This is a genomic window from Altererythrobacter sp. B11, assembly GCF_003569745.1.
Lineage (GTDB): Bacteria > Pseudomonadota > Alphaproteobacteria > Sphingomonadales > Sphingomonadaceae > Croceibacterium_C.
In genome coordinates this window covers 3006313-3030986 of sequence record NZ_AP018498.1, presented here as the reverse complement: position 1 = coordinate 3030986, position 24674 = coordinate 3006313, and the positions used below count along the sequence as shown (strand labels likewise).

Sequence of the window (24674 nt, the reverse complement as noted above, 5' to 3'; positions counted from 1 at the left end):
CGCGGCTCCGCGATGCCAGATCGGTTCACCCGCGCCAAGGTCCCAGCATGCCTTCACGCGGCAGCACGGCGGGATTGGCGCCGCGGATCAGCAGGCGCGCGGGGTCCCACGGGCCGGGGCAGTGCCAGCCGCGCGGCGCCTCGGTGAAGCCGAAGCGGCCGTAATAGGGCGCATCGCCGATCAGCACCTGCGGCAGCGGCGCCTGCGGATCGAGGGCGCTCGCCTGCGCTGCCATCAGTGCGCGGCCATAACCCTGGTCCTGCCGTTCGGGCAGCACGGCCACGGGGCCGACCATGATCATCGGATGGGCGCGCCCTTCCGGATCGGCCAGCGCCACGGGAAAGGCCTGGATCGTGCCGACCAGATAGTCCTCCGCATCCAGCACGGCGAAGCTCAGCGCCGGCAGATACTCGGCATCGCCGCGGATCAGATAGGCGGTGCGGCCGTGCCGATTGGGACCGAAGGCGCGATCGAGCAGCTGCTCGGCCAGCGCCGGATCGAGCTCCGCATAGGGAATCAGCGTGGAAATGGCACCCGTCATGGCCGCGCGCCGATAGGCCCCGCACCCTGCCTTGGCAATGAAAAGCGAGGGTGGACGCCCCCCCTCAGCCCGGCGTCAGCCGCAGCAGCCGCCCGTCTTCGCCATCCTCCGCGATCCACACGGAGCCGTCGGACGCCTCGACAATGTCGCGCAGCCGCCGGTCGAAGGGATAGCGCGCCTGTTCGGTGCCCTTGGCGCCGTCGAAAGACACGCGCACCAACGCCATGGTGGCGAGGCCGGGGATCAGCGCCTGTCCGCGCCATTCCGGCCACAGCTTGCCGCTGTAGAAGATGAAATCGCCCGGCGCGATCACCGGGGTCCAGCTGATCGCCGGGGCGGCGAATTCCGGGCGCGTGGAATGATCGGGGATCGGCGAGCCATCGTAATTCACGCCGTTGGACACGATCGGCCAGCCGTAATTCTGGCCTTCCTTCACCAGATTGATCTCGTCGCCGCCCTTGGGTCCGTGTTCCAGATCCCACAATTGCCCCTGCGCATCGAATTGCAGGCCCAGCACATTGCGGTGGCCATAGCTCCAGATTTCCGCGCTCACCCCGCCGCGATCGGTGAAGGGATTGCCCGCCGCCGGGCTGCCATCGAGGTTCAGCCGCAGCACCTTGCCCAGATTGGTGCCCAGATCCTGCGCCGGATCGCCCTTCTGCCGCTCCCCCGAGGAGAGGAACAGGTATCGCCCGTCGGGCGAGAAGGCGATCTTGTGCGAATAATGGCCAGCACCCGTTACCTTGGGCACCTGCCGCCAGATCACCTTGAGGTCGCTGATCGTGCAGCTGGTGGCGCTGCTGCAATTCAGCGTCCCGCGCCCCATCGCCGCACCGCGCGTGTCGCCGTCGCCGGCTTCCGCCCAGGTGAGATAGATCGCCTTGCTGGTGGCATAATCGGGGGCGAAGGCCACGTCGCCGAGGCCGCCCTGGCCCGCATAGGCGACCTTGGGCAGATCGCCCGTCACTGTGCCGGTGGTGTCGCTGGCCGGATCGTAGAACTTCATCGTCCCGGGCCGTTCGGTGATGAAGATGCGGTTGGTGCCGGGCTCGATCGCCAGCGCCCATGGCTCGTTGAAGCTGCCATGCGCGGCCACGCTGAACGGTTCGCCCGTCGGTTGCGGGCTTGCCTCGCTCGCGCTCTCGGACGGTTCGGCGGTCTTTTCCCCCGATGGAGCGGCGCCGCAGCTTGCAAGGCCGATCAATGCCGTGGAAAGGATGGTGGCGGATTTGATGGTCGGTCGCATGCTATCCGGAACTCCTTCGCGCGAATTCTGTGCCTCGCTTGCCGGCGGGCGACTGGTCGTGGGCGTCGACGAGGCGGGCCGCGGCCCCTTGGCTGGCCCCGTTGTGGCCGCCGCCGTGCTGCTGTGCAAGCCGCGCCCGGCGGGGCTGGACGATTCCAAGAAACTCTCGGCCTCGCGACGCGCGCAGCTGGAAGAGTCGATCCGCCGCCGCTGTGCCTTCGGCATTGGCGTGGTGGAGGTGGAGGAGATCGACCGCCTCAACATCTTCCACGCCACCATGCTGGCGATGAGCCACGCGGTGGCGCGGCTGTGCGAGGTGCTGGGCACCGAGCCGTGTGAAGTGCTGGTGGACGGCAATCTCACCCCGGCCGGCCGCCGCAGCGAATGGCGGTGGCCCGCCCGCGCCATCGTGGGCGGCGATGCGCTGGAACCGAGCATTTCCGCCGCCTCCATCCTCGCCAAGGAATATCGCGACCGGCTGATGGTGGAAGCCGCGCGGCAGCACCCGCATTATGGGTGGGACCGCAACAAGGGCTACGGCACGCCCGACCACGTCACGGCTCTGCGCCTCCACGGCCCCACGCCCCTCCACCGCCGCAGCTTCGCGCCGGTGGCGCAGATGCAGCTGATCTAGGCCTGCCGTCGCGCGGGGCCTTCGACAGGCTCAGGCTGAGCGGGGTTGGGAGGGGGCGCGACAGCATAGCAAACACACCTCGTCATTCCCGCGTAGGCGGGAATCCAGTTGGCGCCGGAGCGGGCCGCTTCTGGATCCCCGCCTGCGCGGGGATGACTCAGGAGGGCGGCGCGGCGCCTTGCCCTTAGCGGCGCCACCACCACCCCCGCTCGTCCTGAGCCTGTCGAAGGACGCGCTTTGAAGCCCGCGACCTAAGCCTACCCAGCCCGCAATTGCGCCAGATAGCCCTTGCCCATTGCCTCCAGCCCCTCGGGCGGCGGGGGCTCGGCGAAATCGAGGCCTTCCTGCATGTCTTCGGAGCTGTTGACGCGGGGGAAGGGCTCGGCCGGCACGGGGACGCCCAGGAACTCGCACAGCGGTTCCCACCCCTGCTTCACTTCGTAGATCAGCAGCCGGTCCGCCGGTGCGCGCTCGATCACGGCGCTGTTCCAGGCGCGGAACCAGTCGGTCATGAACTGGCGATCGCCGATCCGGTCGCCAAAGGTGTCATACACCGTATCGCGCATCACCCCGCCGATCGCCGTCTGCCCGAAGAAGGCCATATGCGGCGGGGCGAAGATCGTCTTGCTGACGGAATCGAACCAGGAATCCGGATCGCGCACCGAAAGCACGATCTTGGCCTGCGGGTAATACTGCGCCAGCTGCTCCCAGAAGCGGCAGGCGGGATAGTCGGTGGTGGAGGCGAAGCCGGCAAAGATCGCGTCCCAATCCGGCTGCCCCGCAGCGGCCTGTTCCCACAAGGGCGCCAGCCGGCGCACATCCGCCAGCACTTCCACCATGTGGTGGCATTTGCCAAAGCCCAATCGTTCGAGCGCCAGTTTGAGCGAAAGCGTGCCCGTCCTGCCAAGGCCGGCACAGATGACGTCCAATGCCATGTTCATCCCCCCGATGATCCCGCCCCGTGAATAGCATGCGGGGTGCGGCGGAACATACTATTTCATCGGGACACATCGCCATTTCGACGAAGAACCAATCAGACCCTTCGTCATTCCCGCGCAGGCGGGAATCCAGTGAGAGCCCGGGGCTGTCTGCTCTGGATCCCCGCCTGCGCGGGGATGACGAGGAAAGTGGGCGGCAGCGGAGGAGAGAGGGCGCATCACCAGTCCCGCTCGTCCTGAGCCTGTCGAAGGACGCGCACCCGCACCTCCCGGCAAGCACGCAAAATCGAGACCCGAGTCCTTCGCGCCACACCCCCATATATCGAGTCCCGTTCTGCGCCTGCGACTCCAGATGATGTGGGGGACTCCTTTCGTTCCCTGCAAAATGTGGATTCCGGCCGCCGACCTGCGGCAAAATCGCCGCTTGACCTGCGGACTCCGCTGACTCACCCTGTGGATAAATCAGGGACGGAACGAGACAGCATGGGGCAACTTACGAAGATCAGGCCGCCGCAGGCGGAGGTGGCCGCGGCGCCGGTGGTGCTGCCGCTGGGGCAAATCCTGCCCGGCGATTGTGTGGAAGCGATCCGCAGCCTGCCCGATGCGAGCGTTGACCTGGTATTTGCCGACCCGCCCTATAACCTCCAGCTCGGCGGCGATCTCAACCGGCCCGACGGCAGCCATGTGGATGCAGTGACCGACGAGTGGGACCGGTTCGACAGCTTCGCCGCCTATGACCAGTTCACCCGCGAATGGCTGACGGAGGCGCGCCGCGTGCTCAAGCCCGATGGCTCGCTGTGGGTGATCGGCAGCTATCACAACATCTACCGCGTGGGCGCCATCCTGCAGGATCTGGGCTTCTGGATCCTCAACGACATCGTGTGGCGCAAGGCCAACCCCATGCCCAACTTCCGCGGCACGCGCTTCACCAATGCGCATGAAACCCTGCTGTGGGCCAGCCAGGGCGAGAAGGCGAAGTATCACTTCAACTATCGCGCAATGAAGACGCTGAACGACGAATTGCAGATGCGCAGCGACTGGATGTTCCCCATCTGCAGCGGGCAGGAACGGCTGAAGGAGGGGAGGCACAAGGCCCACCCGACGCAGAAGCCGGAAGCGCTGCTCTATCGCGTGCTGCTCGCCACTACCGAACGGGGCGACGTGGTGCTCGATCCCTTCTTCGGCACGGGCACCACGGGCGCGGTGGCGAAGCGGCTTGGCCGGCAATGGATCGGCTGCGAGCGGGAGGACTTCTATCGCGAGATCGCGCTGAAGCGGATCGAAAAGCAGCTGCCGCTGGATGAAAGTGCGCTGCGCACGATGCAGAGCCGCAAGGATGCGCCGCGCGTCGCCTTCGGTGCGCTGGTGGAGGCGGGCTTCCTCGCTCCGGGCGCCGAACTGTTCGATCGCAAGCGCCGCTGGACCGCCCGGGTGCGGGTGGATGGTTCCATCGAATGCGGGAAGGAAGTCGGCTCGATCCACGGCGTGGGCAAGGTGCTGCAGGACGCGCCAAGCTGCAACGGCTGGACCTTCTGGCATGTGGAGCAGGATGGACAGGCCAAGCCGATCGACGCGCTGCGCCAGCTCTATCTGCTGTCCGTGGAGGATTGAGCCGGGGCGCGGGTCTGTCCTACAGCAGGGGTCGGCCCTATGCGGGCCGGCGATGCGCCTCTTTCACCCCTTCCTGCTAAAACAGCTGGTTAGGGGCGATTGTTGGCAAAGATTATTTGTGCATGAACCCTGTTCCAGCGTGTTCCAGCGTGTTCCAGGATAAGCCCATGGCCGAGCAGATCTATATCCAGCCGATCACCCTCGTCACCGGCCCGCAGGCGGTGGAAGGTGACGCTGTGCGGCTGGGCGGCTCGCTCGCCTATGCGCGCGAATTCGCCTTGCTGCTGCGGCGCGATGGGCGGGTGGCAGATCGCATTCTCGCGACCGCATCAGCCATGGCGGAGGCGATTGCCGGCCTGCCGGCGCATCTGGTGGAGGAGGCGCAGGCGCAATGGGCCGACCTCGCGCGCGTCCACGCCTCCTTGCAACTGGGGGAGCGGGTGATCCCGCTGAACCAGCCGCAGGTGATGGGCATCCTCAACGTCACGCCCGACAGCTTTTCGGACGGCGGCAAGTTCCTCGATGATGCAGCGGAAGCACAGGCCCATGCCGGCGCGATGCTGGAGGCCGGGGCGGCGATCGTGGACGTGGGCGGCGAAAGCACGCGGCCGGGCGCCGCGGCGGTGTGGGAGGGTGACGAGATCCGCCGCGTGGTGCCGGCGATCGAACGCTGCGTCGCCATGGGCGCGGCAGTCAGCGTCGACACGCGGCGCCCGGCAGTGATGGAGGCGGCGCTGGCCGCCGGGGCGCATATCATCAACGATGTGTCCGCCCTGCGCCATGATCCGCGCAGCCTGGGCTTTGCCGCGGCCAGTGGCGCGCCGGTGGTGCTGATGCATGCGCCGGGCGATGGCGAGGATCTCCATTCGGGCGGGGCCTATGCCAACGTTCTGCTCGACGTGTTCGACTGGTTGAGGGCGGCGCGAGACCGCGCCGTCGCGGCGGGAATTGCGCGCGAAAAGGTGATCCTCGATCCCGGCATTGGCTTCGGCAAGAGCATGGCGGAAAACCTTGCGTTGCTGAACGGGCTGGAGCTGTTCCATGCGCTGGGCCAGCCGATCCTGCTGGGGGCCAGCCGCAAGCGGATGATCGGCGCCCTGTCGAACGAGGCGCCGGCGCATCGCCGCCTCGGCGGCTCGGTCGCACTGGCGCTGCGGGGAATGGAGGCGGGATGCCAGCTGCTGCGGGTGCATGACGTGCATGACACGGTGCAGGCGCGCAATGTGTGGCGGGGGCTGCGCGATGCGGCGCTCACCGATTTCGGCGGCCTGCCGGCCTGAGCGCTAGTCCTCCAGCCGCAGCCCGGCGACGACCGCGCCAATCGCATTGTTCGCCGCAGCTGCGTCGGGCTCTGTCTTCCGCGCGATCATCAGCGTACGCCCGGCGACGGGAAGGAAGTTGTATTCCACGCCGCCGTTCTCACCGCTGGCGGTGTAGCGGAACCCGATCCGGCCGCCGATCTCGACAGAGCCGAGCTGCTCCTCGCCGAAGCCGCTGTCGGCAAAGTTCTTGCGATAATCCGCGATCGGCCGCTCCAGCATCGCCAGCGCCAACCCCGCTTCATCTTCGACGGTGCAGACTTCGTCCCGCGCTGAATCACCATAGCGGCAGGCAACCTGCCCCAGCAGCTCCGCCCGTTCGCGCGGGATCAGCTTCACTGCCCAGACCTCGTCGCGGTACCGGGGAGGCACGGGCAGCTGCACTTCGGTGCGCGTCAGCTCTTCGTCATCGAAGGTATAGGCGACCGGGCCGATCATGCCATGCCCCGCGGGCCCCATCGGCAGCGGCGTGGAAGGCCCCTCCGTCTCGGTCGATGTCGCCAGCCCCGCACCCGCTTCGCCGCCCTGCTGGCCGTGGCAGGCCACCAGGCCGAGTGCAACACTCAGCATCATCGGGTGAGCCAGGCGGAGCATCTTGGTCAAGCGCATCAGACGGCCGGGGGTTCCTGCATCAAGGGCGGCGCTAAGTCCCGCGCCTTTGTGCGGCCCGCGTGGCGCAAAATCGCCCCGGAGGTCAAGCTTCCATGACGGCATGGCGCAGGCTGGAACAGGCGGCATCGCACCATGGCGGCGTGACGTCACGCCGCGTTGTCGATGCCCAGGTCGCTCAGCTTGCGATAGAGGGTGGAGCGGCCGATCCCCAGGCGGCGGGCTACTTCGGTCATCCGGCCGCGGTAGTGGCCGATCGCCAGGCGAATAACGTCGGCCTCGATTTCGTCCAGCGGGCGCAGATGGCCGTCGGCCGCATAGATCTGCACGCCGCCGCTCTCCTGCATCGGCTGCGGGTTCTCGCGCATTTCGCCGATGATTTCGCTGAGCTGCGGAAAATCCTCCGCCGTCAGGGCATTGCCGTCGCAGAACACCGCGGCGCGGAACAGCACCGCCTGCAGCTGGCGGACATTGCCCGGCCAGTCGAAGGCCGAGAGCAGATGCAGCGCTCCATCGGTGATGCCCAGTTCCCTCAGGCCCGGCTGTTCGCCGATACGGGCGAGGAAGTGGCGGGTGAGGGCGGGGATGTCGCCGGCCCGGCCGCGCAGCGGCGGCAGGGTGATGGCGGTGGGCGAAATGAGATCGAGCAGATCCTGCCGGAAATGGCCCGTCGCCACCAGATCCGTGAGCGGCAAATTGCTGGCGGAGATCACCCGCACGTCCACCTTGAAGCTGTGCTTGGCGCCGATCGGGCGCACCTGCCGGGCGGCCAGCGCCTCGGCCAGCCGATCCTGCAGTTCGAGCGAGAGGCGATCGATCTCGTCGAGCACCAGAGTGCCCCCGTCGCAATTCTGCAGCGCGCCCACCTGCCGGTCGAAGGCACCGGGGAAGGCGCCCTTCTCATGGCCGAACAGCACCGATTCGAGGCTGTTGGCCGGCACGCCCGCGATGCTGATCATGCGGAACGGCGCCTTGGCGCGGGGCGAGGCGCCGTGCATCGCGCGGATGAGCATCTCCTTGCCCGTGCCGCTTTCCCCCTCGATCAGCACCGCGCCATGCCCGCGCGCCGCCTTGGCGGCCTTGGCGAGTGCATCGCGGAAAGTGGGGGCAGTGCCCACCATGGCGTCGAAATCGAGCACCGCGGGCATTTTCTCGGTCAGCGGCGTCAGTTCGTCGCTCGGCGCCTCGCGCGTGGTGGTGTTGCGCAGCGCCTGCATCATCCGATCGGGCGCGATCGGTTTTACCAGATAGTCGGTGGCGCCGGCGCGCATCGCCTCCACCGCCAGCTGGGGCGAGGTGCTGGTTGTCAGCATGAGGATCGGCAAGGCGGGGCGGCGGCTCTTCAGCTCCTCGATCAGGGCTGCGGCCTGGTCACCCGGCACCCATTGATCGAGGATGATCGCGGAAAGCTGCATGCCCTGGCGGGTGCCGAGCGTGGCGATGGCCGTTTCGGAATCCCGCACGACGATCGTGCGCCACCCCTCGCGCGCGGCGAGCGCAGTGATCAGCCGGCTCTGCGCCGGCTCGTCATCGATCAACATCAGCAAACGCTGTTCGGGCTCGGCCATGCGTCCCCTACCTTGAGCCTGTCGGAGCCGCTTCCTTACGCACCGGGAGTAAAGAGCCGATTAAGCAGCTTGAGCGGCTGCCTGTCGGGCGATAGAGCAGCGGGGACAGAAATTTTCTAAGGGGCAAGGATAAATGGCCGCCAATGACATGAACGCTGCGATGAAGACGTATGAGGGCTTCGTCGGGATGATCAAGTGGGCCGTCCCGGTCATCGTGGTGATCGTGGCCATCGTAGTCTATTTGATCGCCTGACGGGCAGGGGGACCGGGAAATGAAGATCGCGGTCCTCAAGGAAACGGCAGCGGGGGAGCGCCGCGTGGCAGCCACCCCCGAAACCTTGAAGAAATTCATCGGCCTCGGCGCCGATGTGGCCGTGGAAAGCGGGGCGGGCCTCTCCGCCTCGGTTGCCGATTCGGCCTTTGCCGATGCGGGTGCGACGCTTGGCACCGCGGCCGCGGTGGTGAAGGACGCCGACATCGTGCTCGCCGTGCAGGCGCCCGATCCTTCGGCGCTGGCGGGCGTGCGCGCCGGCGCATGGGTGGCTGCGCTGTTCGATCCCTTCGCACAGGGGGAGCGGGTGCGCGCCTATGCCGATGCGGGGCTCGAAGCGCTGTCGATGGAGCTGATGCCGCGCATCACCCGGGCGCAGAGCATGGATGTGCTCTCGAGCCAGTCTAACCTGTCCGGCTACAAGGCCGTGCTGGCCGCCGCCAATACCTATGGCCGCGCTTTTCCGATGATGATGACGGCAGCGGGCACCGTGTCCGCCGCCCGCGTTTTCGTGATGGGCGTGGGTGTCGCGGGCTTGCAGGCGATTGCCACGGCCAAGCGGCTGGGTGCGCAGGTTTCGGCCACCGATGTGCGCAGCGCCACGAAGGAGCAGATCCAGTCGCTCGGCGCCAAGCCGATCTTCGTCGAAAGCGTGGCCGGGATCGAGGGTGAGGGCAGCGGCGGTTATGCCACCGAAATGAGCGAGGAATACCAGAAGGCCCAGGCCGAGCTGGTGTCCGCCCACATCGCCAAGCAGGATATCGTCATCACCACCGCGCTGATCCCCGGCCGGGCGGCGCCGCGCCTGATCACGGACACGCAGGTGGCCTCCATGCGGCCCGGTAGCGTGATCTTCGATCTTGCGGCGGCGCAGGGCGGCAATGTGGAAGGCTCCGTGGCGGACCAGCTGGTGGAGCGGCATGGCGTCACCATCATGGGCTATGCCAACACGCCCAGCCATCTGGCCGCCGATGCAAGCGCGCTGTTCGCACGCAATCTGTTCAACTTCCTCTCCGCCTTCTGGGACAAGGAGCAGGGCCGCCCCGTGCTCGACGAGGAGATCGGCAGCGCCGTTCGCCTGACCCAGGGCGGCAAGGTGGTGAACGAAAGGCTGGCGGGATGAGCAGGGTGTCGGCCAGGGGAGCATACCGGGAGTAGCCCATGGACTTCATCAGCATCCTGTCGATCTTCGTGATGGCCTGCTTCGTGGGCTATTATGTCGTGTGGTCGGTCACGCCGGCGCTGCACACCCCGCTGATGGCGGTCACCAATGCAATTTCCTCGGTCATCGTCGTCGGCGCGCTGATTGCCGCGGCGGCCGCCGGCGTGCCGGGGGCAAAATGGCTGGGGCTGGCGGCGGTGGTGCTGGCGAGCGTCAACATCTTCGGCGGCTTCGCCGTCACTGCCCGGATGCTGGCGATGTACAAGAAGAAGGAGCGCAAGTGATGCGCAGCGCGTCCGCTCTCCTTCGTCGCCCCGGCCCCCGAGCCGGGGCCCCGCTTGCTTCGCCCCCCCGACTCCAAGGCGCTGGACCCCGGATCAAGTCCGGGGTGACGTTCATCGTTTTAGCCGCCTGCGCGTCGTCACCCGCTCACGCCGCCCCGGCCGCCACCGCCCACGCAGTAAACCCCTGGGTGGCACTCGCCTATCTGGTCAGCGGCGTGCTGTTCATCCTCGCCCTGCGCGGGCTCTCCTCGCCGGCAACCAGCCGCGCGGGCAACCGCTTCGGCATGGCGGGCATGCTGATCGCGGTGGTGACGACGCTGGTCACGCATTTTCCCTACGAGCGGCGCATTCTTTCGCTCGATGACATCGCTTACGTGCCGGACTGGGCCACTGCGGGCGAAATCCTCGCCGCCATCGCCATCGGCGCGATCATCGGGCTGACGACCGCGCGGCGCATCGCCATGACGGCGATGCCGCAACTCGTCGCCGCGTTCCACTCGCTGGTCGGCCTCGCAGCGGTGCTCGTCGCCGTCGCGGCATTCCTCAATCCCGACGCCTTCGGCATCCTCGGTGCCGGCGGCGATATCCTCACTGTGAGCCGTATCGAGATGACACTCGGCGCGGCGATTGGCGCGATCACGTTCTCCGGTTCGGTGATCGCGTTTGCCAAGCTCAACGGCAACATGTCCGGTTCGCCGATCCTACTGCCGGGGCGGCATGTCATCAATTTGGGCACGCTGCTTGCGATCCTTGTCCTCACCGCCTTGTTCACCATTTCGCCAGTCGGCGGACCCGGCGAGAATCCACTGTTCTGGATCGTGGTCGCGCTGGCCTTTGCCATCGGCTTCCTGCTGATCATCCCGATCGGCGGGGCAGACATGCCGGTCGTGGTCTCGATGCTGAACAGCTATTCGGGCTGGGCGGCGGCGGCTATGGGCTTCACGCTGCACAACACGGCCATGATCATCACCGGCGCGCTGGTCGGCAGTTCGGGCGCGATCCTCAGCTACATCATGTGCCGGGCAATGAATCGTAGCTTCATCAGCGTGATAGCGGGTGGTTTTGGTGCCGATTCGAGCGCGGCAGGCGCTGCAGGGGGTCCGCGGGAGCAGCGGCCCTACAAGCAGGGCAGCGCCGATGATGCGGCCTTCATGCTCGAGCAGGCCGAAAAGGTCATAATCATCCCCGGCTATGGCATGGCGGTGGCGCAGGCCCAGCATGCGCTGCGCGAAATGGGCGATCTGCTGAAGCAGGAAGGGGTGGAGGTGAAATACGCCATCCACCCGGTCGCAGGGCGTATGCCGGGGCATATGAATGTGCTGCTGGCCGAAGCCAATGTTCCCTATGACGAAGTGTTCGAGCTGGAGGACATCAACAGCGAATTCGCGCAGGCGGACGTGGCCTTCATCATCGGCGCGAACGACGTCGTGAATCCGGCCGCGAAGACCGACAAATCCAGCCCGATCTATGGCATGCCGGTGTTCGACGTGGATAAGGCCAAGACGATCATGTTCATCAAGCGCAGCATGGGCGGCGTCGGCTATGCCGGGGTGGACAACGAAGTGTTTTACCTCGACCAGACGATGATGCTCCTGTCCGACGCGAAGAAAATGGTCGAGGAAATCAACAAGGCACTGGCGGAGTAGGTTTTCGCGGGCACTCCAATTGCGTTAGGGTCGGCTTCGCTGGCGGCGCCTGGGAGCGCTGGCGATCAGCCACCGAGGGGAATGAATTTGCGCAAGCTGGGGCTTATCGGCGGGATGAGCTGGGTTTCGACCCGCACATATTACGAGCACATCAACCGCATCGTGCAGCAGAGGACGGATCGCCACACCAGCGCCCCGCTGGTGATCGAGAGCCTCGATTTCTCGAACCTCTGCGCGCTGAAGGACGAGGCGGACTGGGACCGCGCGGCCGGAATTCTCATCGCCGCTGCGCAGAATCTGGTGAATGCCGGCGCGGGTGCCATCGCGATCGGCGCCAATTCCATGCACCGCGTCTATGACCGCGTGGCAGAGGCGGTGTCCGTGCCCGTGATCCATATCGCCGAATGCGTGGGTCAGCGGATGGAAGCCGATGGAGTGGAGACGGCGGCGCTGATCGGCACCAGCAATGTGATGACGGAAAGCTTCTATCGCCGCCGGCTGGTGGCACATGGCGTGGACCTGCTTCCTCCGGACATGGCCAATGTCGAGACGCTGGACCGGATCATTTATGACGAGCTGATCGTGGGGAAGGCCACCCGCGATGCCGAACGCAAGCTGAAGACCATGATCACCGTGCTCGAACAGGAAGGCGCCAAGGCGATTGTGCTGGCCTGCACCGAGCTGGAACTGGTGGTGGATGTGGACGCCAATGTGCTGCCCATCTATGACAGCACGCATATCCATGCCGAGGCGGCGGCCGAATGGATCCTCGGATCGGATTGACCAGGCGATCCGTCGCGGTTCTGCATCCGTTCACGTTGTAAAGCGCGTGGCCCCCGCCTAGCGAGCGGGCATGCACCGCGCGCCCTATGCCGCCGATCCCGCCGCAACGCGCGGGCGGGAATTTCCCGAACCGAACGATGGAGCACGCGGCCCGCGCAGCGCCTTCCAGCGCGATCGCGACCGGATCATCCATTCCATCGCCTTCCGCCGCCTGGCGGGCAAGACGCAGGTCTTCATCGCGCCCGATGGCGATCACTTCCGCGTCCGCCTGACCCACAGCCTGGAGGTTGCGCAGATCGGCCGCGTGGCCGCCCGCGCGCTGGGGGTGGACGAGGATCTGACCGAGGCCTTGTGCCTTGCGCATGACATCGGCCATCCCCCCTTCGGCCATGCCGGGGAGACCGCGCTGGACACGGCGCTGGAGCCGCAGGGCGGCTTCGACCATAACGAGCATTGCCTGCGCGTGCTGATGCGGCTGGAGAGCCCCTATTGCACCCATCGGGGGCTGAACCTCACGTGGGAGATGCTGGAAGGGATCGCCAAGCACAACGGCCCGATCCTCACGCCCGCATGGGCCTTGGCGGAGCTGGACGCGGCTTTTCCGCTGGAGCTTGCCAGCCACGCCTCACTGGAGGCGCAGATCGCCGCTCTGTCGGACGACATCGCCTATGACAATCACGACATCGACGATGGCCTGCGCGCCGGTTTCCTGCAGCTGGACGATCTGCTGACGCTGGACTTCGTCGCCGACCAGTGGCGCGCGATCGAGCGACTCTTTCCTGGTCAGGATCGCCAGCTGTTGCTGCGCGAGCTGGTGCGCAGCCAGATCGGCCTGATGGTGAACGATCTTATCGAGACCACGCGGGGCAATGCCGCCGACATGGCCTCGGCGCAGGCTGTGCGCGCCGCCGGTCGCCCGCTTGCCGCCTTCTCCCCCGGCATGGCGGCGGAAGAGCGCAAGCTGAAGGCCTTCCTCTACGAACGGCTCTATTACCATCAGGAGCAGAAGGCGACGGCGGAGCGAGCGCATAGCGTGATCGCCCGGCTGTTCGCTGCCTATCGTGCCGACCCAGCGCTGCTTTCCGCCGGGTGGAGGGAGCATCTGCCGGATGAGGAACCGGCGCGCAGTCGCCATATTGCCGATTTCATCGCCGGCATGACCGATCGTTATGCCATGGAGCAGCACCGCCGCATCTTCGGGGAAGTGCCCGAAGGCCTGTCCAATGTCTGACCCGCGGCGGGTGCTGCTGGTCGGGGCGACCGGGCTGGTGGGCGGCTGCGTGATGGAGCAGGCGGTCGCCATGCCCGACCTCCGGCTGGTGGCCCTCGCCCGGCGCGAACAGCCGCTGCCGCGCGGGGGGCGGATGGAGATGCTGGTCGCGCCCGACACCTCTTGGACGCAGGCCATCGCCGCCATCGCGCCCGAGGCGGTGGTCTGCGCGCTCGGCACCACCTGGCGGCAGGCGGGCCGGGACGAGCAGGCTTTCCGCGCGGTGGACCACGATCTGGTGCTCGCCGTCGCCCGCGCGGCGCGCGACGCGGGGGCGAGCCAGTTCGTGCTGATCTCCTCCGTGGGCGCGGATCGTGCCGCAAGGCAGCTCTATCTGCGCACCAAGGCCGAGGTAGAAGATGCCCTCACTCGCCTACGCTTCCGCCGGCTCGACATCCTGCGCCCCGGCCTGCTGCGCGGTGCGCGAAGCGGGGAAACCCGCTGGCTGGAGCGATTGGGCGGAGTGGTGAGCCCGCTGGCCGACCTGCTGATGCAGGGGAGCCGCCGCAAGTACCGCTCCGTAACGGCACGCAATGTCGCCGGTGCCGCGCTGGGCTGCCTGCGGCAGCGGGCAGCGGGGCGCTTCGTGCATGAGCATGATGCGATCTGCCGTCTCGCCATCCAGAAGGACAACGGCCGATGAAGCGATCCGCACCCGCCGCCTTGCGCAATCGCGAGCCGATTGCAGACATCCTCGCCGAGGAGTTGCCGGCCGAGGGGCTGGTGCTGGAAATCGCCAGCGGCACGGGCGAGCACGCCGTGCATTTTGCCGGCCGCTTTCGGGCGCTGCGCTGGCAACCGACCGACCTGGACGCGGCCGCCCGGCAGTCCATTGCGGCGTGGCGGGAGGAACGGGGTCTCCCCAATCTCCTGCCGCCGCTCGCGCTTGATGCTGCGGCGCCCGAGTGGCCGGTCGAGCATGCGGATGCGCTGGTTTGCATCAACATGGTGCATATCAGCCCGCCGGAATCCGCCGAGGGGTTGATGCGCGGTGCCGCGCGCCTGCTCCCGCCCGGTGCGCCGCTGATCCTTTATGGGCCCTATCTTGAACCGGGGGTCGAAACGGCGCCATCCAACCTGGAATTCGATCGCAGCCTTAAGGCGCGCGATCCCCGCTGGGGCCTGCGAAGCACCGAGTGGATGGACAATCTTGCGGCAGAGGCCGGGATGGCGCGCAGCCGACGTGCCGCCTTGCCGGCCAACAACATCATGCTGATCTATCGCCGGCGCTGAATGCAGAAGCGCCCGCCGGATTTCTCCGACGGGCACCCTGCGACCCTGAGCGGGGGCAGTTCCCGCGCGTGGCCAAGGGCCTCCACGCGGGCATCCGTAAACGCTGCGCTCCGCCGAAAGCGGTCTGTCCGCCTTCAAGATAAGTGTCCGGCGCGGCGTCCACTCACCCGCTGAAGCACGAGTAAGTAGGGGCGCCGGGCTTGCGTGGTTAACGAGCAAGGGCCCGCTAGGTTCCCTCCACCCGCGCGAGATCGCGCGCGGTGGGGCGAGTGAGACGATGTTCTCGCCAGGCGATCGTGATCCCCGCCGCCACGATCAGCGGAGCGCCCAGCCAGGTGCTGGCGGGCGGCAGGCGATCGAACAGCAGCCAGCCATAGAGCGTTGCCCAGAACAGCGCCGAGTAATCCATCACGATCACGCTGGCGACAGTGCCGAACCGGAGCGCCGCGGTGAGCAGCAACTGACCGACGGACCCCGCCACGCCGATCGCCCCCAGCAGCGCCCAGTCCTGCCAGCCATGCGGCGCCGCATAGAAGGGCAGGGCCAGGGCAGCGATGGGCGTGCTGATCGCCGCGAACCAGAACACGATGGTGATGGGCTTTTCCGTGCGGCTGAGATCCGAGATCTGGATTGAGATCAGCGCCACCATGAAGGCGCCGCCGAGCGCCACTGCCGCGCCGAGCAGCTGGACATGGCCGCTGCCCGGCTGGGTAATCAGCAGGATCCCCGTGAAGCCCAGCGCCACGGCGGACCAGCGCCAAATGCCCACGGGCTCTTTCAGCAGCAGCACGGAGAGGATCACGGCGAAGATCGGCACGGAGAAATTGATGGTGGTTGCCTCTGCCAGCGGCAGCAGGATCACCGCCCCGAAATTGAGCATCATGCCCACCAGCCCATAGAGCGCACGAATTGCATGGGTTCGCGGCCGGCGCGTCCCCAGCGTCGCAAGCCCGGTGGTGGCCAGCACCCAGCAGAGCAGGATCGGGATGGTGGTAAACTGGCGCCAGAAGATGATCTCCGCCAGATGGATGCCGCGCTCCGAAGCCAGCTTGATGAGCGCGGACATGGTCGCCAGGGCAGCGATCGCGCCCAGCCGGATCAGCAGGGCGAGCAGCGGGCGATGGCCGGGGGCGGCTTGCATGGCGCCGCCATAGCCGGGCAGGAGAGGCGATCAAGCATTGCCCGCCCGGAGGGGCGCCGCCATATGCGCGCCGATGCACGAGCCCGCCTTCCTGCGCTTCGCCAGCGATGCCACATTCGCGGCGCTGTGGGCCGGTGCCTGCCTGATCCTGGCATTGTCCGCGCTGATCGCGGAACGGCGCCGGCTGAAGCGGCGGCGGATCGATTCCGTCGGCTGGGTGCCCTGGACGGGCATCTTCATGGCTGCCAGCTTCGCTGCGGCGACGCTGCTGCTGATCGCGCTGAAGGGCTGGGCAGGCGCCTGATCCCCGGCAGGAACTGTGCCTGCTGCCAGTTAGAGGCAGGCCTCCAGATAGGCCTGGTCGAAGCCGTACTGCCGGGCCTTTTCCAGCGTATAGGGGCGCAGGCCGGAACTCCGGAACTCGCCCAGGATCTTCCCGTCCTCGCTCTCGTCGAGATATTCGAAGTTGAACAGCTCCTGGGTGACGATCACATCGCCTTCCATGCCGATTACCTCGGTGATGTTGGTGGTGCGCCGCGAACCGTCGCGCAGGCGCTTCACCTGCACGATCAGGTCCACCGATTCGGCAATCTGGCGGCTGATCGCTTCCTTCGGGATCTTGATGTCACCCATCATGATCATGTTTTCCATACGGCCCAGGCATTCGCGCGGGCTGTTGGCGTGGAGCGTACACATCGAGCCGTCGTGGCCGGTGTTCATCGCCGCCAGCAGGTCGAAGCATTCTGCGCCGCGGATTTCGCCCAGGATGATCCGGTCCGGGCGCATACGCAGCGCGTTCTTCACCAGATCGCCGATGGTGATGGCGCCCTGGCCTTCCAGGTTCGGCGGGCGGGTTTCCAGCGGCAGCCAGTGCGGCTGCTGCAGCCGCAGTTCGGCCGCGTCCTCGATCGTCAGCACGCGCTCGCCCGGGTCGATCATCTTGGACAAGGCGTTGAGCATGGTCGTCTTGCCGGAGCCCGTGCCGCCGGAGATGACGATGTTCATGCGGCTGGCGCCGGCGATTTTCAGCGCCGTGCACATCGCATCGTCCATCGAACCGAAATCGCGCAGCATATCCAGCGTGATCGGCTTTTCGGAGAACTTACGAATGGAGATCGCGGTGCCGCGCAGGCTGAGCGGCGGCACGATCACGTTCACGCGGCTGCCGTCCTTCAGGCGTGCGTCGGCCAGCGGCGTCGTCTGGTCCACACGGCGGCCCACCTGGTTCACGATGCGCTGGGCGATCTGGAACAGGTGCTGCTCGTCGCGGAACTTGATCGGGGCGATCTGCAGCTTGCCCTTCTTTTCGATGTAGGTCTGGTCTGGGCCATTGACCATGATGTCGGACACTTCGGGGTCGCTCAGCAGCTCCTCCAGCGGGCCGAAGCCGAGCAATTCGTCGATCAGCACCTTTTCCAGAGCGAACTGCTCGCGCCGGTTGAGCGTGACCTTGAGCTCCGTCAGCACTTCCATGATGATCGGGCGGAATTCTTCCGACAGCTCTTCCTTGGAAAGCGTCGCCGCCGCCTCGGGGTCCACGCGTTCGAGCAGGCGCGGCAACACCTGTTCCTTGATCTTGTGGACGCTGGCCTCGAAGCCCCCGACCTCGGATTGCGATTCGTTCACCGCATTGGCGCGGTCCGCCAGGCGCGCCATGGCATCGCCGTTGCGCCCGCCCTGCGAGGGTGCGGGCACATCGGAGGGAATCGGGGGAAACTGATCGTCCGAGGCGGATCCGCTGGCGTCGCGCGACGGGGGAGTGGGACCTTTCATCGGCCGCGCCACGCCGAAGCTCGGGCGTGCCCCTGGCATCATCCCGCTCACTCCGTTCTTGCGTCCAAAAGCGCTCATCAGTCTTCTTCCTCCGCGGTGGGCCGGCTGCGATGTGAACGCATCAGTAAGGTTGAAACTTTGATAACTCCCTAATTGTGTGGGGATTCCGCTGCCGATCGGCGGCCAGCGCCGGATTGACGCCGCCGGGGCCAGCCCTCATGGTCCGGCCCGGGTGCCCGTTCCGGGCGGCTGATCCTTCCACACCGACAGGGGTTTTGACATGCAGCAATCGGACCGCGCGGGGCTGCTCTATGCCCTTGCCGGGTTCAGCACCCTCTCGATCGGTGATGCGATCGTGAAGAGCATGGCCGGGCTGTGGCCGCCCACCGCGATGGGCGCGACACGCTATGTGCTGGCGGCCATCGGCCTTTGCGGCATGCTGGCCGCGAGGGAAGGGGTGGGTGCGCTGTTCCGCATGCCCAAGGCGCGGATCCAGTGGGTACGCGGCTTGTCTGTCTGCTTCGCCACCTTCGGCATGTTCACCGCCGTGTGGCTGATGCCGCTGGCGGAGGCGACGACCATCACCTTCACCCAGCCAATGATCACCGCGCTGCTCGCCGTGCTGATCCTGGGAGAACGGCTGCGCCCGGTGGCAGTGCTGTGCACGCTGGCCGCCTTTGTCGGCGTGGTGATCGTGCTGCGGCCCAATTTCGCCGTGGTGGGCTGGGCGGTTTTGTTTCCGCTCCTCGCCGCCAGCTCGATGGCTATGCTGATGATCGCCAATCGCGCGGCTGCACATTCGGCCAGCGTGCTGGCCATGCAGGCCTATATCGCGATGACGGCCTCTGTATTCCTGGTGATCGCCACCGTGCTGGGGCATCTCAGTGGCCTTCCGCAATTGCAGATGCACTGGCCGGACTGGACGGTGCTGGCACGCTGCGCCTTTATTGCCGTCAGTGCCAGCGTGGCGCACTGGCTGATCTACATGGGGACCGCCAAGGCCGGCGCCGCCACGGTGGCGCCGATGACCTACGGCCAGTTGCTGGTCGCCTCCGTAATTGGCTGGTTCTTCTTCAACGAGGCGCCCGACGCAATCTCCTTGCTCGGCGCGGCGATCATTATCGGCGCGGGGCTGGTCCTCTGGGCTCAGGGCAAGGTGCGCCAGCCGCCTGAGGGGGTGTGACCATCGGTGGGGGGCTGGAACCGCATGGATGCGGTGGCCCAGTTCTTCTCACAGGCGCAGGTGCATGACGAGCGGCGCTGAAGATGGAACCTGCTGGCTCTGCGGCCGACCGCTGGGGCGGCGCGTGCAGGCGCATCATGCGGTGCCCAAGGCCAAGGGGGGACGGGAAACCGTGCCGGTGCATCCCATCTGCCACCGCGCGATCCATGCCAGTTTCACGAATGCGGAACTGGCGCGCCTGGGAGGCTCCCGCGACCGGCTGATCGAGCGGGAAGCGCTGGCGCGGTTCGTGCAGTGGGTGGCGGACAAGCCGCCCGACTTTCACGCCCCCACGCGCAAGCCGCGTTAGGGGCTGGTGGCCTGCAGGGCCGGCTGGCGCATTGTCAGGAAATTCAGGTGGGAGGAGCGGCGGGCGGCGCAGGGCCGCCCGCGCAAGGCGAGTGTCAGCCCTCGACGTGTTCGGCGAGGATGGTGAGGCCGCTATCGCCCACTTCGGCAAAGCCGCCGCGGACCTCGATCACTTCGGGCGCGGCGCCTGCGGTGCGGAACACCTGCACCGCGCCATCGCGGATCGTCGACATGAAGGGGGCGTGGCCCTCCAGCACGCCGAACTCGCCCTCGCTGCCGGGGACGACCACCATGTGGACCTCTTCGGAGCGGACCAGCTTGGCCGGGGTCACCAGTTCGAAATGCAGTGCCATTTCACTTCCTTTGCCTCTCCCTTGCAGGAGGGCGTCCCTCCCCGCGAGGGGGAGGGAGATTGTCATCAGGCTTCGTCAGCCATCTTCTTGGCCTTCTCGACCGCTTCGTCGATGCCGCCGACCATGTAGAAGGCGCTCTCGGGCAGGTGGTCGTATTCGCCTTCGACCACGGCCTTGAACGACTTCACCGTGTCTTCGATCTGCACGAACTTGCCGGGGATGTTGGTGAACACCTCGGCCACGTGGAACGGCTGGGAGAGGAAGCGCTGGATCTTGCGCGCGCGGGCGACGGTCAGCTTATCCTCTTCGGAAAGCTCGTCCATGCCCAGAATGGCGATGATGTCCTGCAGCGACTTGTACTTCTGCAGCGTCTCCTGGACCTTGCGAGCGACTTCGTAGTGCTCCTGGCCGACGACGGCCGGCGTGAGCACGCGCGAGGTGGAGTCGAGCGGGTCCACGGCCGGGTAGATGCCCAGCTCGGAGATCGCGCGGCTCAGCGTGGTGGTCGCGTCGAGGTGGGCGAAGGAGGTTGCCGGGGCCGGGTCGGTCAAGTCGTCCGCGGGAACGTAGATCGCCTGCACCGAGGTGATCGAACCCTTGGTGGTGGAGGTGATGCGTTCCTGCAGCGCGCCCATGTCCGTGGACAGGGTGGGCTGATAGCCCACGGCCGAAGGAATACGGCCGAGCAGCGCGGACACTTCCGAGCCCGCCTGGGTGAAGCGGAAGATGTTGTCCACGAAGAACAGCACGTCCTGGCCTTCCTGATCGCGGAAATATTCCGCCATGGTCAGGCCCGACAGGGCCACGCGGGCGCGGGCCCCCGGCGGCTCGTTCATCTGGCCGAACACCAGCGCCACCTTGGACCCTTCGGAGGTCGCATTGCCTTCCGCGTCCTTGGCAATAACACCGGCGTCGAGGAATTCGTGATAGAGGTCGTTGCCCTCGCGGGTGCGCTCACCCACGCCGGCGAAGACGGACACGCCGCCGTGGCCCTTGGCGATGTTGTTGATCAGTTCCTGGATCAGCACGGTCTTGCCCACGCCGGCACCGCCGAACAGGCCGATCTTGCCGCCCTTGGCATAGGGGGCGAGCAGGTCGATCACCTTGATGCCGGTGACGAGGATCGCTGCTTCGGTGGACTGTTCGATGAACTCCGGAGCCTTGGCGTGGATCGGCGCGGTCTGCTCCGCACCCACGGGACCGCGCTCGTCGATCGGCGCGCCGACCACGTTCATGATGCGGCCGAGCGTCTTCGGGCCGACGGGCACGGAAATCTGCGCGCCGGTGTTCGTCACCGGCTGGCCGCGGGTGAGGCCGTCGGTGCCGTCCATGGCGATGGTGCGCACGGTGTTTTCACCGAGATGCTGGGCGACTTCGAGGATCAGCGTGTTTTCGCCGTTCTTCGTTTCCAGCGCGGTGAGGATGGGCGGCAGCTCGCCTTCGAAGGTCACGTCGACGACAGCGCCGATGACCTGGCTGATGGTGCCATTGGTGGTCTGGTTGAGCACGGGTGCGGTGGCCATGGTGGTTTCCTTGCCTTCGATGCCTTAGAGCGCTTCTGCGCCAGCAATAATTTCGATGAGTTCGGTGGTGATCGCGGCCTGGCGGCTGCGGTTGTACTGGATGGTCAGCTTCTGGATCAGCTCGCCCGCGTTGCGCGTGGCGTTGTCCATCGCCGTCATCGAGGCGCCCTGTTCCGAGGCGGAGACTTCGAGCAGCGCGCCGAAGATCTGCGTCTTCAGATAGCGGGGCAGCAGGTCTTCGAGGATTTCCTCCTCGCCCGGTTCATATTCCACCACCGCGCCGCCGGTGTCGGCAACCGCGGTCGGGGCGGGGACGGGCAGGATCTGCTGCACCGTCGGATCCTGCACCAGCGCCGACTTGAAGATCGGATAGACGAGATGGGCAACATCGAACTTGCCGGCTTCGAACATCGTCACGAGCTCGCTTGCGATCGCTTCGGCTTCCTCGAAACCGGGATTGCGAACCTCCGACGTGTCGAAGTGATGGCCGACCTTTTCGGGCATGGCGCGCTTGATGGGTGCGCGGCCCTTGCGACCAACAAGATAGAACTCCACGCTCTTGCCCGCATTCACCAACTCGCGCGCCTTGCGCAGCGCCGCGCGGACGATGTTGGAGTTGAGGCCGCCGCACAGGCCCTTGTCGGTGTTCACCACCACCAGCAGGTGGCGCTGATCCGACCCGGTGCCCTTGAGCAGCAGCGGAGCATTGTCCTGCCCCGCTACCTTGCCGGCGAGGCTGGCCATCACGCCCGCCAGCCGTTCGGCATAGGGGCGTGCAGCTTCGGCGGCGGCCTGCGCCTTGCGCAGTTTTGCCGCCGCAACCATCTGCTTGGCCTTGGTGATCTTCTGGGTCGACTTGACCGAGTTGATCCGACCTTTGAGTTCCTTGAGACTTGCCACTCGTCTTAAGCTCCCGTTTCGTCATTCCCGCGAGGGCGGAAATCCAGCGCGATCTTGCGCCTTGCTGCCCTGGACCCCCGCTTGCACGGGGATGACGAGGGGTTGGTGTTCAATCTTCCTGCGATCAGGCGAACTGCTTGGCGAAGGTGTCGAGCGCCGCCTTGGTCTTCTCGGCCACTTCGCCTTCGAACTTCTGCGTGCTGCGGATTTCGCCGAGGATGTCGGCATGCTCGCTGCGCATGAAGCTCAGCATCGCCTGCTCGTAATCCGTCACCTGGTTCACCGGGACGGAGTCGAGATAGCCATTGGTGCCGGCGTAGATCGACAGAACCTGCTCTTCGAAGGGCATCGGGCTGAACTGCTTCTGCTTGAGCAGCTCGGTCAGGCGTGCACCGCGATTGAGCAGCTTCTGCGTGGCGGCATCGAGGTCCGAGCCGAACTGCGCGAAGGCGGCCATTTCGCGATACTGCGCCAGCTCCAGCTTGATCGAGCCGGCGACCTTCTTCATCGCCTTGGTCTGTGCCGAACCGCCCACGCGGCTCACCGAAAGGCCCACGTTGATGGCCGGACGGATGCCCTGGTAGAACAGGTTCGTTTCGAGGAAGATCTGCCCGTCGGTGATCGAGATCACGTTGGTCGGGATGTAGGCCGACACGTCGCCAGCCTGCGTTTCGATGATCGGCAGGGCGGTCAGCGAACCGGCGCCCATTTCGTCGCTCATCTTCGCCGCGCGCTCCAGCAGGCGGCTGTGCAGGTAGAACACGTCGCCCGGATAGGCTTCACGGCCCGGCGGGCGGCGCAGCAGCAGCGACATCTGGCGATAGGCGACCGCCTGCTTCGAAAGGTCGTCATACACGATCACGGCATGCATGCCGTTGTCGCGGAAGAATTCGCCCATGGCAGCGCCGGTGTAGGGTGCCAGGTACTGCAGCGGCGCGGGCTCCGACGCGGTGGCGGCGACTACGATGGAATATTCCATCGCGCCGTTTTCTTCCAGCTGGCGGACGATCTGCGCCACGGTGGAGCGCTTCTGGCCGACAGCGACATAGATGCAGTAGAGCTTCTTGCTCTCGTCATCGCCCGCGTTGACGCCCTTCTGGTTGATGAAGGTGTCGATGGCGACGGCGGTCTTGCCGGTCTGGCGGTCACCGATGATCAGTTCGCGCTGGCCGCGGCCGACGGGCACCAGCGCGTCGATCGCCTTGAGGCCGGTCTGCACCGGCTCGTGCACGCTCTTGCGCGGGATGATGCCGGGGGCCTTGGCTTCCACGCGGGCACGCCGGTCGGCCTGGATGGGGCCCTTGCCGTCGATCGGGTTGCCGAGCGCGTCGACCACGCGGCCGAGCAGGCCCTTGCCCACGGGAACGTCCACGATGGTGCCGGTGCGCTTGACGCTGTCGCCTTCGCGGATTTCGGCGTCGGAGCCGAAGATCACGACGCCGACATTGTCGGCTTCGAGGTTCAGCGCCATGCCCTGAACGCCGTTGGCGAATTCGACCATTTCGCCGGCCTGGACCTTGTCGAGGCCGTGGATGCGGGCGATGCCATCACCCACGCTGAGGACGGAGCCGACTTCGCTTTCTTCAGCCTGGGTGCCGAAATTGGCGATCTGGTCCTTGATGACCTTCGAGATTTCTGCGGCGCGGATTTCCATGTGGTTTGCCTTTCATCAGCCTTTGCGGCGTCAGCCCTTCATGGCCTGGGCGAGAGAATTGAGACGGGTGCGGATCGAACTGTCGATCCGCTTGGAACCGATGGTGACGACGAGCCCGCCGAGCAGGTCGGGATCGACGCGGGACTTGAGCTTGACCGTGCGGCCTTCGCGGGCACGCAGCTTGCGCTCCAGCTCGCCCAGCTGTTCGGCGCTGAGCGGGTGGGCGCTGGCCACTTCCGCATTCACTTCCCCGCGCTGCGCGGCAGCGATTGCGTGGAAGGCGCGGATGATGCCGGGCAGTTCACCCGCCCGGCGATTGCCGGCGAGCACGCCCAGGAACTTGCGGGTGAGAGCCGACAGATCGAGATACTCGCCGATCCCGGCCAGCACTTTGCCGAGCTGTGCGCGGCTGATCTCCGGATTGCGGATCAGCGCCCGCAGCTCCGCCGAATCGGCGAGCGATTCCGAGAGCTTGTCGAGATCAGCCTCGACTGCAGAAACGATGCCCGCCTCGCTTGCGAGGTCGAACAGGGCCGATGCGTAACGCCCGGCTAGGCTTGCCTGAATACCGGCGGAAAGCTCCACGCGCTATTGTCCTCTTGGGTCCGAGAAAACGGAAAACTTGGGCCCGCCGAAAAGGGCGCGGAAGCCGCACCCCGGCAAAGCTGGCGCGCGCCTAGCATC

At 66.5% G+C, this 24674-nt stretch carries 26 protein-coding genes; 14 read left to right on the top strand and 12 right to left on the bottom strand.

Translation table 11 applies throughout. The features are described 5' to 3' along the window. Positions 1-25 precede the first annotated feature (25 nt). Positions 26-541: a GNAT family N-acetyltransferase gene (locus tag AEB_RS14420; protein WP_172593113.1), complete on the bottom strand. Its 516-nt coding sequence runs from the start codon at positions 539-541 to the stop codon at positions 26-28. Between the two features lie 64 nt (positions 542-605). Next, complete coding sequence (locus AEB_RS14415) at positions 606-1787, bottom strand: PQQ-dependent sugar dehydrogenase (protein WP_119083761.1); 1182 nt, start codon at positions 1785-1787, stop codon at positions 606-608. Between AEB_RS14415 and AEB_RS14410 the strand changes: the two genes are divergently transcribed. Then, positions 1786-2421, top strand: a complete 636-nt coding sequence (locus tag AEB_RS14410; RefSeq protein ID WP_119084658.1) for a ribonuclease HII — start codon at positions 1786-1788, stop codon at positions 2419-2421. The two genes, AEB_RS14415 and AEB_RS14410, sit on opposite strands and share 2 nt — an antisense overlap. A 257-nt stretch (positions 2422-2678) precedes the next feature. On the opposite strand, the gene AEB_RS14405 is transcribed toward AEB_RS14410, so the two are convergent. After that, a complete protein-coding gene (locus AEB_RS14405) occupies positions 2679-3356 on the bottom strand; it encodes a sulfotransferase family protein (RefSeq protein WP_119084657.1) in 678 nt (225 codons plus the stop codon). A gap of 486 nt (positions 3357-3842) precedes the next feature. Here AEB_RS14405 and AEB_RS14395 point away from each other — a divergent pair, with 486 nt between their 5' ends. Both AEB_RS14395 and folP read left to right on the top strand, forming a co-directional pair. Next, the gene (locus AEB_RS14395) at positions 3843-4970 is read left to right on the top strand and encodes a site-specific DNA-methyltransferase (RefSeq protein ID WP_119083760.1); all 1128 of its coding nucleotides are present in this window, start codon (positions 3843-3845) and stop codon (positions 4968-4970) included. 167 nt (positions 4971-5137) lie between these two features. Beyond that, entirely contained in the window at positions 5138-6250 is a 1113-nt protein-coding gene (folP, locus tag AEB_RS14390) for a dihydropteroate synthase (RefSeq protein ID WP_119083759.1), read from the top strand. A gap of 3 nt (positions 6251-6253) precedes the next feature. On the opposite strand, the gene AEB_RS14385 is transcribed toward folP, so the two are convergent. Further along, the gene (locus tag AEB_RS14385; RefSeq protein ID WP_119083758.1) at positions 6254-6898 is read right to left on the bottom strand and encodes a hypothetical protein; all 645 of its coding nucleotides are present in this window, start codon (positions 6896-6898) and stop codon (positions 6254-6256) included. Between the two features lie 149 nt (positions 6899-7047). Beyond that, entirely contained in the window at positions 7048-8466 is a 1419-nt protein-coding gene (locus tag AEB_RS14380) for a sigma-54-dependent transcriptional regulator (protein WP_119083757.1), read from the bottom strand. Positions 8467-8626: 160 nt separating this feature from the next. Here AEB_RS14380 and AEB_RS14375 point away from each other — a divergent pair, with 160 nt between their 5' ends. The 8 genes from AEB_RS14375 to AEB_RS14340 all read left to right on the top strand — a co-directional run bounded on the left by AEB_RS14375 (position 8627) and on the right by AEB_RS14340 (position 15115). Beyond that, entirely contained in the window at positions 8627-8719 is a 93-nt protein-coding gene (locus tag AEB_RS14375; protein WP_231958752.1) for an aa3-type cytochrome c oxidase subunit IV, read from the top strand. Between the two features lie 19 nt (positions 8720-8738). Further along, positions 8739-9860 (top strand): NAD(P) transhydrogenase subunit alpha, encoded by a 1122-nt coding sequence (locus tag AEB_RS14370; protein ID WP_119083755.1) that lies wholly within the window; start codon positions 8739-8741, stop codon positions 9858-9860. A 38-nt stretch (positions 9861-9898) separates the two neighbouring features. Beyond that, a complete protein-coding gene (locus tag AEB_RS14365) occupies positions 9899-10183 on the top strand; it encodes an NAD(P) transhydrogenase subunit alpha (protein WP_119083754.1) in 285 nt (94 codons plus the stop codon). Between the two features lie 188 nt (positions 10184-10371). Then, entirely contained in the window at positions 10372-11829 is a 1458-nt protein-coding gene (locus AEB_RS14360) for an NAD(P)(+) transhydrogenase (Re/Si-specific) subunit beta (protein ID WP_231958751.1), read from the top strand. Positions 11830-11916: 87 nt separating this feature from the next. Next, positions 11917-12612 carry an aspartate/glutamate racemase family protein gene (locus AEB_RS14355; protein WP_119084655.1) on the top strand — a complete coding sequence of 232 codons (696 nt, stop codon included), beginning with the start codon at positions 11917-11919 and terminating at the stop codon, positions 12610-12612. Positions 12613-12682: 70 nt separating this feature from the next. Continuing rightward, positions 12683-13843 (top strand): deoxyguanosinetriphosphate triphosphohydrolase, encoded by a 1161-nt coding sequence (locus AEB_RS14350; RefSeq protein WP_119083752.1) that lies wholly within the window; start codon positions 12683-12685, stop codon positions 13841-13843. Next, positions 13836-14525, top strand: coding sequence for an NAD(P)H-binding protein (locus AEB_RS14345; protein ID WP_119083751.1), 690 nt, complete (start codon positions 13836-13838; stop codon positions 14523-14525). Before AEB_RS14350 ends, AEB_RS14345 begins: the two co-directional genes overlap by 8 nt. After that, on the top strand, positions 14522-15115 hold the full coding sequence (locus AEB_RS14340) for a DUF938 domain-containing protein (protein ID WP_119083750.1): 594 nt from the start codon (positions 14522-14524) through the stop codon (positions 15113-15115). The genes AEB_RS14345 and AEB_RS14340 overlap by 4 nt, the downstream gene beginning before the upstream one ends. Positions 15116-15341: 226 nt before the next feature. Here AEB_RS14340 and AEB_RS14335 read toward each other — a convergent pair whose 3' ends face one another. Then, positions 15342-16256: a DMT family transporter gene (locus AEB_RS14335; protein ID WP_119083749.1), complete on the bottom strand. Its 915-nt coding sequence runs from the start codon at positions 16254-16256 to the stop codon at positions 15342-15344. 73 nt (positions 16257-16329) lie between these two features. Here AEB_RS14335 and AEB_RS14330 point away from each other — a divergent pair, with 73 nt between their 5' ends. Then, a complete protein-coding gene (locus AEB_RS14330) occupies positions 16330-16560 on the top strand; it encodes a hypothetical protein (RefSeq protein ID WP_119083748.1) in 231 nt (76 codons plus the stop codon). Positions 16561-16589: 29 nt separating this feature from the next. On the opposite strand, the gene AEB_RS14325 is transcribed toward AEB_RS14330, so the two are convergent. Further along, entirely contained in the window at positions 16590-18107 is a 1518-nt protein-coding gene (locus tag AEB_RS14325; protein ID WP_119083747.1) for a CpaF family protein, read from the bottom strand. 202 nt (positions 18108-18309) lie between these two features. Here AEB_RS14325 and AEB_RS14320 point away from each other — a divergent pair, with 202 nt between their 5' ends. Together AEB_RS14320 and AEB_RS14315 are read left to right on the top strand one after the other, a co-directional pair. Continuing rightward, complete coding sequence (locus AEB_RS14320; RefSeq protein ID WP_119083746.1) at positions 18310-19212, top strand: DMT family transporter; 903 nt, start codon at positions 18310-18312, stop codon at positions 19210-19212. 64 nt (positions 19213-19276) lie between these two features. Continuing rightward, positions 19277-19561 (top strand): HNH endonuclease, encoded by a 285-nt coding sequence (locus AEB_RS14315; RefSeq protein ID WP_119083745.1) that lies wholly within the window; start codon positions 19277-19279, stop codon positions 19559-19561. Between the two features lie 94 nt (positions 19562-19655). Here AEB_RS14315 and AEB_RS14310 read toward each other — a convergent pair whose 3' ends face one another. From AEB_RS14310 to AEB_RS14290, 5 genes are all read right to left on the bottom strand, one after another. Continuing rightward, on the bottom strand, positions 19656-19913 hold the full coding sequence (locus AEB_RS14310; protein ID WP_119083744.1) for an ATP synthase F1 subunit epsilon: 258 nt from the start codon (positions 19911-19913) through the stop codon (positions 19656-19658). Positions 19914-19978: 65 nt separating this feature from the next. Further along, positions 19979-21436, bottom strand: coding sequence for a F0F1 ATP synthase subunit beta (gene atpD / locus AEB_RS14305; protein WP_119083743.1), 1458 nt, complete (start codon positions 21434-21436; stop codon positions 19979-19981). A 24-nt stretch (positions 21437-21460) separates the two neighbouring features. After that, positions 21461-22336 carry a F0F1 ATP synthase subunit gamma gene (locus tag AEB_RS14300; RefSeq protein ID WP_119083742.1) on the bottom strand — a complete coding sequence of 292 codons (876 nt, stop codon included), beginning with the start codon at positions 22334-22336 and terminating at the stop codon, positions 21461-21463. Between the two features lie 124 nt (positions 22337-22460). Beyond that, entirely contained in the window at positions 22461-23990 is a 1530-nt protein-coding gene (gene atpA, locus AEB_RS14295; RefSeq protein ID WP_119083741.1) for a F0F1 ATP synthase subunit alpha, read from the bottom strand. 30 nt (positions 23991-24020) lie between these two features. Further along, positions 24021-24575, bottom strand: a complete 555-nt coding sequence (locus AEB_RS14290) for a F0F1 ATP synthase subunit delta (RefSeq protein ID WP_119083740.1) — start codon at positions 24573-24575, stop codon at positions 24021-24023. Between the last annotated feature and the right edge of the window lie 99 nt (positions 24576-24674).

Coding starts and splice junctions, on each gene's coding strand:
- AEB_RS14415 (WP_119083761.1), bottom strand. CDS start 1,787: ATGCGACCGACCATCAAATCCGCCACCATCCTTTCCACGGCATTGATC.
- AEB_RS14325 (WP_119083747.1), bottom strand. CDS start 18,107: ATGAGCGCTTTTGGACGCAAGAACGGAGTGAGCGGGATGATGCCAGGG.
- AEB_RS14350 (WP_119083752.1), top strand. CDS start 12,683: ATGCACCGCGCGCCCTATGCCGCCGATCCCGCCGCAACGCGCGGGCGG.
- atpD (WP_119083743.1), bottom strand. CDS start 21,436: ATGGCCACCGCACCCGTGCTCAACCAGACCACCAATGGCACCATCAGC.
- AEB_RS14335 (WP_119083749.1), bottom strand. CDS start 16,256: ATGCAAGCCGCCCCCGGCCATCGCCCGCTGCTCGCCCTGCTGATCCGG.
- AEB_RS14345 (WP_119083751.1), top strand. CDS start 13,836: ATGTCTGACCCGCGGCGGGTGCTGCTGGTCGGGGCGACCGGGCTGGTG.
- AEB_RS14315 (WP_119083745.1), top strand. CDS start 19,277: ATGACGAGCGGCGCTGAAGATGGAACCTGCTGGCTCTGCGGCCGACCG.
- AEB_RS14310 (WP_119083744.1), bottom strand. CDS start 19,913: ATGGCACTGCATTTCGAACTGGTGACCCCGGCCAAGCTGGTCCGCTCC.
- AEB_RS14420 (WP_172593113.1), bottom strand. CDS start 541: ATGACGGGTGCCATTTCCACGCTGATTCCCTATGCGGAGCTCGATCCG.
- AEB_RS14395 (WP_119083760.1), top strand. CDS start 3,843: ATGGGGCAACTTACGAAGATCAGGCCGCCGCAGGCGGAGGTGGCCGCG.
- AEB_RS14370 (WP_119083755.1), top strand. CDS start 8,739: ATGAAGATCGCGGTCCTCAAGGAAACGGCAGCGGGGGAGCGCCGCGTG.
- AEB_RS14330 (WP_119083748.1), top strand. CDS start 16,330: ATGCACGAGCCCGCCTTCCTGCGCTTCGCCAGCGATGCCACATTCGCG.
- AEB_RS14320 (WP_119083746.1), top strand. CDS start 18,310: ATGCAGCAATCGGACCGCGCGGGGCTGCTCTATGCCCTTGCCGGGTTC.
- folP (WP_119083759.1), top strand. CDS start 5,138: ATGGCCGAGCAGATCTATATCCAGCCGATCACCCTCGTCACCGGCCCG.
- AEB_RS14380 (WP_119083757.1), bottom strand. CDS start 8,466: ATGGCCGAGCCCGAACAGCGTTTGCTGATGTTGATCGATGACGAGCCG.
- AEB_RS14385 (WP_119083758.1), bottom strand. CDS start 6,898: ATGCGCTTGACCAAGATGCTCCGCCTGGCTCACCCGATGATGCTGAGT.
- atpA (WP_119083741.1), bottom strand. CDS start 23,990: ATGGAAATCCGCGCCGCAGAAATCTCGAAGGTCATCAAGGACCAGATC.
- AEB_RS14410 (WP_119084658.1), top strand. CDS start 1,786: ATGCTATCCGGAACTCCTTCGCGCGAATTCTGTGCCTCGCTTGCCGGC.
- AEB_RS14365 (WP_119083754.1), top strand. CDS start 9,899: ATGGACTTCATCAGCATCCTGTCGATCTTCGTGATGGCCTGCTTCGTG.
- AEB_RS14340 (WP_119083750.1), top strand. CDS start 14,522: ATGAAGCGATCCGCACCCGCCGCCTTGCGCAATCGCGAGCCGATTGCA.
- AEB_RS14375 (WP_231958752.1), top strand. CDS start 8,627: ATGAAGACGTATGAGGGCTTCGTCGGGATGATCAAGTGGGCCGTCCCG.
- AEB_RS14405 (WP_119084657.1), bottom strand. CDS start 3,356: ATGGCATTGGACGTCATCTGTGCCGGCCTTGGCAGGACGGGCACGCTT.